Source organism: Nocardia cyriacigeorgica (assembly GCF_010868145.1).
Taxonomy (GTDB): Bacteria; Actinomycetota; Actinomycetes; order Mycobacteriales; family Mycobacteriaceae; genus Nocardia; species Nocardia cyriacigeorgica_D.
In genome coordinates this window covers 115,107-121,480 of record NZ_JAAGUY010000004.1, presented here as the reverse complement: position 1 = coordinate 121,480, position 6,374 = coordinate 115,107, and the positions used below count along the sequence as shown (strand labels likewise).

6 protein-coding genes and 1 pseudogene are annotated in these 6,374 nt (G+C 67.1%); 6 read left to right on the top strand and 1 reads right to left on the bottom strand.

Annotation, left to right across the window (positions count from 1 at the left end; genetic code table 11):
* From GV792_RS08525 to groL, 4 genes and pseudogenes are all read left to right on the top strand, one after another.
* A pseudogene (locus GV792_RS08525) lies at window positions 1-358 on the top strand (oxidoreductase); the annotation flags it as partial.
* Between the two features lie 54 nt (window positions 359-412).
* Window positions 413-1,132 carry a Clp protease N-terminal domain-containing protein gene (locus tag GV792_RS08520; RefSeq protein WP_163823473.1) on the top strand — a complete coding sequence of 240 codons (720 nt, stop codon included), beginning with the start codon at window positions 413-415 and terminating at the stop codon, window positions 1,130-1,132.
* Window positions 1,133-1,307: 175 nt separating this feature from the next.
* Window positions 1,308-1,601 carry a DUF222 domain-containing protein gene (locus GV792_RS08515; protein WP_163823471.1) on the top strand — a complete coding sequence of 98 codons (294 nt, stop codon included), beginning with the start codon at window positions 1,308-1,310 and terminating at the stop codon, window positions 1,599-1,601.
* 217 nt (window positions 1,602-1,818) lie between these two features.
* On the top strand, window positions 1,819-3,444 hold the full coding sequence (groL, locus tag GV792_RS08510) for a chaperonin GroEL (protein ID WP_163823469.1): 1,626 nt from the start codon (window positions 1,819-1,821) through the stop codon (window positions 3,442-3,444).
* Between the two features lie 351 nt (window positions 3,445-3,795).
* On the opposite strand, the gene GV792_RS08505 is transcribed toward groL, so the two are convergent.
* Window positions 3,796-4,860, bottom strand: coding sequence for an SMP-30/gluconolactonase/LRE family protein (locus tag GV792_RS08505; protein ID WP_309139086.1), 1,065 nt, complete (start codon window positions 4,858-4,860; stop codon window positions 3,796-3,798).
* A gap of 67 nt (window positions 4,861-4,927) precedes the next feature.
* Here GV792_RS08505 and GV792_RS08500 point away from each other — a divergent pair, with 67 nt between their 5' ends.
* A complete protein-coding gene (locus GV792_RS08500) occupies window positions 4,928-5,395 on the top strand; it encodes a MarR family winged helix-turn-helix transcriptional regulator (RefSeq protein WP_256668123.1) in 468 nt (155 codons plus the stop codon).
* A gap of 3 nt (window positions 5,396-5,398) precedes the next feature.
* On the top strand, window positions 5,399-6,307 hold the full coding sequence (locus tag GV792_RS08495; protein ID WP_163823467.1) for an alpha/beta hydrolase: 909 nt from the start codon (window positions 5,399-5,401) through the stop codon (window positions 6,305-6,307).
* The last annotated feature ends 67 nt before the right edge of the window (window positions 6,308-6,374 follow it).

Below are 6,374 nucleotides of genomic sequence, written 5' to 3'. Positions count from 1 at the left end.
GTGCAAGGTCAGCCGGAACGATCCCTACATCCGGTCGGTGACGCGCAGCGCCAGCGCGAGAAACGCATCGGCGCGCCGCTCCCCCGGCGACCGCGAGCTGCGGATGGCCTGCGCGACCGCGCTGCCGACCGGCGCCTATGCCGCAGACGTGATCTCCGCGCGATTGCGCGGAAGGGGACCGGGCGAGCTGAAGTTCAGGTACCACTTCCAGTGTCTGAGCATGGGGCGCCACGACGGCGTCATTCAGTTCTTGCATGCCGATGACACCCCGGGGCGGATGGTGCTGACCGGGCGGACGGCGGCCCGGTTCAAGGAGGGCATCGTCCGCTTCGCCGCGGCGGGTGCGGGAGCGAAGTAGAGTTGCGTCAACTAACGGTTGACGACTTCCGGATCGTCAACCTATGGTTGACGCATGACTTCCTCGCTCAAACTCGACGACCTCATCGAAGGCATCAAAAAGGCCCGCCCCGACAACGTCCTGGAGCAATTGGCCGACGCGATGGTCGCCGCCAATCATCTCGGCGAGGTGGCCGATCATCTGATCGGCCATTTCGTCGACCAGGCTCGCCGCTCCGGCGCCTCCTGGACCGATATCGGCGTCAGTATGGGCGTCAGCAAGCAGGCCGCGCAGAAGCGGTTCGTGCCCAAAACTCCGGGTGACGCGGCGGCGATGGATCCCGCCTCCGGCTTCGCTCGGTTCACACCGCGTGCCAAGAACGTGGTGATGGCGGCGCAGGAGGCTGCTCGCACCGCTGGCAATGCGCAGATCGGGACGCCGCACTTGGTGCTCGCCCTGCTCTCCGAACCCGACGGGCTCGCCGCAAAAGAACTGCTCGCCCAGGGGGCCACCGAAGAATCGGTGCGTACCGCCGCGGTCGCAGCTCTGCCGCCCGGCGACGACGAGGTGCCTCCGCTGGTGCCGTTCGACGCCGAGGCCAAGAAGGTGCTGGAACTGACCTTCCGTGAGGCGCTGCGCCTAGGTCACAACTACATCGGCACCGAGCATGTCCTGCTGGCTTTGCTCGAGCAGGAAAACGGCGCAGGCGTGCTGTCGGGGCTCGGCATCGATAAATCGGCCGCGGAGGCTCACCTGATCGAGCTGCTCGCGGGCATCATCGACAACAAATCCTGAGTGGCAGTGCGAGGTCACCTCCCGCGTCCGGCCGCACCCGTGCGGGCTCACGCGCAGGTCTGCGCGGGCTGAACGGGGTTCGGGAATCACCGGATCGGTTACCGGATCATCGCGACGGAGTGGCGGCTCGGGCGTGGGGCCGCCGCCCCATCTGTGTGGCCGGTAACCTATAGCAATGGCGGATGACACCGACTCCGACCTGATCGCGGGGGAACGGCGCGACGATCTGTTGCGCGCGCTGTCGTATGTCTCGACCGAATCCCTTGATGACGGCAGCTACGTCGTCAACGGTGACCTGCCGCCGGAGGTGGCGCCGCCGTTCATCCGGGCCATCATGCGGGTCGAGGCCGAACTGCTGATCAATGACGCCGAGCTGGTCACCGTCGACGAGGGTGAGCCGCGGTCGCCGGAGGAGCGGCGCGCCGATGCGTTTCTCGCGCTGGCGCTGCGCGTCACCGACCGGATGTAGGGATCGTTCCGGCTGACCTTGCACTCGTCATCCTCGAGTGCTAAAAAGGGCTTTGGCACTCTCTACCCGTGAGTGCCAGGTCGGGACGGTGAGATCGGGTATCCGAGACACCCCTGGTCGTCCGTCGCGGGCACCGAGCCTGGCCAGCGTAAATAGGGTGGCCCGACAATGCGGTCATCCTGTGTGTCAGCCTCATTACTTGGAGGATCTCACCGCAATGGCCAAGACAATTGCGTACGACGAAGAGGCCCGTCGCGGCCTCGAGCGGGGCCTGAACAGCCTCGCCGACGCGGTCAAGGTGACGCTGGGCCCGAAGGGTCGCAACGTCGTGCTGGAGAAGAAGTGGGGCGCCCCCACGATCACCAACGATGGTGTTTCCATCGCCAAGGAGATCGAGCTGGAGGACCCGTACGAGAAGATCGGCGCCGAGCTGGTCAAGGAAGTCGCCAAGAAGACCGACGACGTCGCGGGCGACGGCACCACCACCGCCACCGTGCTGGCTCAGGCGCTGGTGCGCGAGGGTCTGCGCAACGTCGCGGCCGGCGCGAACCCGCTGGGTCTGAAGCGCGGCATCGAGAAGGCCGTCGAGGCCGTCACCGCCAAGCTGCTCGACACCGCCAAGGAGGTCGAGACCAAGGAGCAGATCGCTGCCACCGCCGGTATCTCGGCCGGCGACGCGTCCATCGGTGAGCTCATCGCCGAGGCCATGGACAAGGTCGGCAAGGAAGGCGTCATCACCGTCGAGGAGAGCAACACCTTCGGCCTCCAGCTGGAGCTGACCGAGGGTATGCGCTTCGACAAGGGCTACATCTCGGGCTACTTCGTCACCGACCCCGAGCGTCAGGAAGCGGTCCTCGAGGACCCGTACCTGCTGCTGGTCGGCTCGAAGGTCTCGACCGTCAAGGACCTGCTGCCGCTGCTGGAGAAGGTCATCCAGGCCGGCAAGCCGCTGCTGATCATCGCCGAGGACGTCGAGGGCGAGGCCCTGTCGACCCTGGTCGTGAACAAGATCCGTGGCACCTTCAAGTCCGTCGCCGTCAAGGCCCCTGGCTTCGGTGACCGCCGCAAGGCCCAGCTCGCCGATATCGCCATCCTCACCGGTGGCGAGGTCATCAGCGAAGAGGTCGGCCTGAACCTGGAGACCGCCGGTATCGAGCTGCTCGGCACCGCGCGCAAGGTCGTCGTCACCAAGGACGAGACCACCATCGTCGAGGGCGCGGGCGACGCGGAGGCCATCAAGGGCCGCGTTGCGCAGATCCGCACCGAGATCGAGAACTCGGATTCGGACTACGACCGCGAGAAGCTGCAGGAGCGCCTGGCCAAGCTGGCCGGCGGTGTTGCGGTCATCAAGGCCGGTGCCGCGACCGAGGTCGAGCTCAAGGAGCGCAAGCACCGCATCGAGGACGCCGTCCGCAACGCGAAGGCTGCCGTCGAAGAGGGCATCGTCGCCGGTGGTGGCGTGGCCCTGCTGCAGTCGGCTCCGGCGCTGGACGCGCTGAACCTGACCGGTGACGAGGCGACCGGCGCGAACATCGTGCGCGTCGCGCTGTCGGCTCCGCTGAAGCAGATCGCCTTCAACGCCGGCCTCGAGCCCGGCGTGGTCGCCGAGAAGGTCTCGAACCTGCCCGCGGGTTCCGGCCTGAACGCCGACTCCGGCGAGTACGAGGACCTGCTGGCCGCCGGCGTTGCCGACCCGGTCAAGGTCACCCGTTCGGCCCTGCAGAACGCGGCCTCCATCGCGGCCCTGTTCCTGACCACCGAGGCCGTCGTCGCCGACAAGCCGGAGAAGGCCGCGGCTGCGCCCGCCGACCCGACCGGCGGCATGGGCGGTATGGACTTCTGAGTCCAGCCTCCCGGCAACATATTTCGAACCGAAGGCCGGTCCACCAGATGGTGGGCCGGCCTTCGGCGTCGGTGAGCGCGATCTTCTGCCGGAGCGGGAGCGCGGAGCACGTTATCGTCGCGCGGCGGTTGGCGAACGGATTCGATGCCGCGCGCCCGAACGAGCCGTGCATCCGGGTGGTCACAGATTTCGAGATGCGCTGCCAAAGGACGCAACCGAAGACCCCCGGGCTTCTCCCCCGATCGGCGCGCCGAACCACACCAGGATGTGCTCGTGCTGAGTGAGCAGTTCCCGGTGAAGATTCCGTTCACCGAACTCGACGCGTGATCGGCCGTCTCGCCGCTGTCGGACTCAGATTCCGCTGGCGGTGACCACGCGGAACGGCGTGGTGGGAGTTCCGGAACCGAGTGGCCCGCCCTTGTCGAATTGCGACGACACCACCAGGGTGCGCTCGTCGAAATGAACCAGTGTGGTTGGGGTGGCGAGGGATTCGTCGGTGAGGATATCGGTTCGGGTCGCGGTGGCGCCGTTGTCGGTGAGCGTCCAACTGCTGAGCGTGTTGTGAACATTGTGGGCGACTCGCAGAGTGGTGTCGTGCAGGTCGAGGCCGTCGCCCATCGACACATCGCCGCCGTTCAGGGTGACTTTGCGGATGGGGCTGCGAGTTTCGGCGGTCAGGTCGACACGGTAGAGGTCGCCGCCGGTGGAGTCCACGACGAGCAGGTAGGTGCCTGCGGAGTCGGCGGTGATGCCGTTGAGGGTGTAGGCGTCGGGGGCGTGCGGTTCGAGCGCCGGATTCACATCGAAGGCGGGTGTCAGTTCGCCGCGTCCGCCTTGGCCCATCGCGCGTGTCAGGTCGTCGGGTGTCACGCGGTACACGACGGCGCTCCTGCTGTCGGTCAGGTATGCGGTGCTGTCGGCGGTCACGACGATGTCGTTGACGAAGCGGTCCCCGTCACCGGCGACGTCGAATCGCGCGATCAGGGCACGCGAGGCGATGTCGTAGACCGCGACGCCGGTGGTCGAATCGAGCACCCACAACCGCCTGTCCGCATCTACTCGTAGCCCGTTCGCGGTCTCGCGACCATCGGTCCCGCTGGGCAGGAAGACTTCGGCTCGCTCGGTCCCGGCCGCGGCGCGATAGATCGTCCCGTCGGCGAAGGAACCGACGTAGACGTCGCCGTTGCGCTCATCTGCCGCGATGCCCTCCGGGTAGACCCGATCACCGGGCAGTTCGAACGCGGTGTCGATTCGCGGGGCGGGTTCGGCAGATTCCGCGTCACCGCCGCATCCGGCGACGGCCAGCGTGGCGGCTGCGGCGAGTACCGCCGCCGACCAGCGACGGGGCAGCGCATTGGACATGGTTCGGACCTCTTTCCGGAGCATTAGTTCGTAGTCGAATGTATCAATGGGCACGAATGTAGATTAGAGTTCTAATATTAGTCAAGGCTCGAATGGCAGGAAGGCTGGATACGATGCCCGTATGACGCCCATGCCCGCCGCCGAACGCATCGGTTCGTATGTCAAACGCGCCGAGCAGGCGTTGAACGCGGCCAAGAACGCCGCGTTGAAGCCGGTGGGCGTCACTGTGGCGCAGTACGCCGCCTTGCTGAACTTGGTTGAGAATCCCGGCATCTCCGCCGCGGCACTCGCCCGGCTGTGCGGGGTGACACCGCCGACCATGAACACGGTGCTCACCAACCTCGTCGACCGCGGGCTGATCGAACGCACCCCGCACGCCTGGCACAAGAACGTGCTCGAAACCCGGCTGACCGAGGCCGGGGAGGTGGCCATGCGTGCCGCCGACGCTCGCGCAATCGCGGTGGAGCGAGCCGTCGCGGCAGGATTCACCGACGACGAGCGGCAGACCCTGATCGACCTGCTCACCCGCTGCGCCGACCTCTTCGATGCGACGCGCACCGAAGCACCCGCCGCGCAAGAGCGGAGCTGAATCGTGCGGCTCGGGCTCTCACAGTTGGTCGACCCTCGGCTGACCCCACTGATCGGCGCGACCCGCGACTTCTACGCCGAACGCGGAACCGGCCGAGGCCCGAGTAACTGGAGCGAGCTGCGGTCGGTTCGAGCGGGAGCGCAACATCCTGCTCCGGCGAATCCCCCGGCGATCGTCGAGTCGGTCGGGCAGGGCGACCGCACTGTCCCGGTGCGAATCCATCTCCCTGGTTCGGCGCCGATCGGCGTGTTCCTGGATATCCATGGCGGCGGCTTCTACATGGGATCGGCGGCAGCACGCGATGTCCGCAACCGCGAACTGGCCGACACGCTGGGCATCGCGGTCGTCAGTGTCGACTACCGGCTCGCGCCCGAAAACCCGTGGCCTGCCGCTCCCGACGACAGCGAAACAGCAGCTCGCTGGCTCGCCGAACACGCCTCGACTCGGTTCGGAACCTCTCGCCTCGCCATCGGCGGCTTCTCCGCGGGCGCCACCCTCGCGATGACCACCCTGCTTCGCCTCCGTGATCGCGGCATCGCCGCATTCAGCGGTGCCGTGTTGCAGTTCGGGACCTATGACTTGAGCGGTCTGACACCGAGCGGTCGGCTGATCGCCGACGAGTACTTCATCGAGGCCTACGCGGGTCGTGCGCCCGACCGCACCCTCCCGGACATCTCGCCCATCTACGCCGACCCCGCCGGTCTGCCTCCGGTGCTGATGATCGTCGGTGAAGAAGACATCCTGTTGCGGGACAACCTTGCCATGGCCGCCCTACTGTCCGCCGCCGACGTCGACATCGACTTGCGGGTCTACCCCGGCGCGCCGCACGGTTTCACCGGCCATGCGACGCCCATGGCCGCCGCCGCGCTGGACGACCAGCACGCGTGGCTCCGCAGCCAATTCACCCGCTGAGCGTGTCGCAGCCGAACCGCGGTCCGCTCCCATGTCTTTCGACGCCCGGCTTCGGTGTCCGCACAGC

Bases quoted from the DNA above. Each gene is read 5' to 3' on its own strand.
- GV792_RS08520 (WP_163823473.1), top strand. From the start codon at position 413: ATGACTTCCTCGCTCAAACTCGACGACCTCATCGAAGGCATCAAAAAG.
- GV792_RS08515 (WP_163823471.1), top strand. From the start codon at position 1,308: ATGGCGGATGACACCGACTCCGACCTGATCGCGGGGGAACGGCGCGAC.
- groL (WP_163823469.1), top strand. From the start codon at position 1,819: ATGGCCAAGACAATTGCGTACGACGAAGAGGCCCGTCGCGGCCTCGAG.
- GV792_RS08500 (WP_256668123.1), top strand. From the start codon at position 4,928: ATGACGCCCATGCCCGCCGCCGAACGCATCGGTTCGTATGTCAAACGC.